A 572-nucleotide genomic window follows, 5' to 3' on the forward strand; every position below is an offset into this window, starting at 1 on the left:
GCCCCCCTCTACCACCTCGTGCTTCTGGGTTGTCTGGGGGCTGTGTAACTGAGCGTGCTCCAGGTTAGTCTGGTGCTACTGGACCTCAAGGTGCTCAAGGTAACACTGGTGCTACTGGACCTCAAGGTGTTCAAGGCAACACTGGTGCTACTGGACCTCAAGGTGCTCAAGGTAACACTGGTGCTACTGGTGCTACCGGTGCTCAAGGCGTTCAAGGTAACACTGGTGCTACCGGTGCCACGGGACCTCAAGGTAACACAGGTAACACAGGTGCTACTGGTGCCACTGGCGCTACTGGACCTCAAGGTGTTCAAGGTAACACAGGTGCCACGGGTGCTACTGGACCTCAAGGTAACACTGGTGCTACTGGCGCTACTGGTATAGGAGTTACCGGACCTACTGGACCTTCTGGTGGACCTACTGGACCTACTGGACCTCAAGGTGTTCAAGGTAACACGGGCGCTACGGGGGCTACCGGACCTCAAGGTGCTCAAGGTAATACAGGCGCTACCGGGCCTCAAGGTGCTCAAGGTAACACCTGTCTCTTATACACATCTCCGAGCCCACGAGAC

At 56.5% G+C, this 572-nt stretch carries 1 protein-coding gene; it reads left to right on the plus strand.

Annotation, left to right across the window (positions count from 1 at the left end):
* The first annotated feature begins 54 nt into the window (after positions 1-54).
* Positions 55-384: a hypothetical protein gene (locus JDS95_RS31740; RefSeq protein ID WP_275952109.1), complete on the plus strand. Its 330-nt coding sequence runs from the start codon at positions 55-57 to the stop codon at positions 382-384.
* Positions 385-572: the final 188 nt, after the last annotated feature.

It is taken from the genome of Bacillus cereus group sp. N24 (assembly GCF_016483345.1).
Classification (GTDB): domain Bacteria; phylum Bacillota; class Bacilli; order Bacillales; family Bacillaceae_G; genus Bacillus_A; species Bacillus_A toyonensis.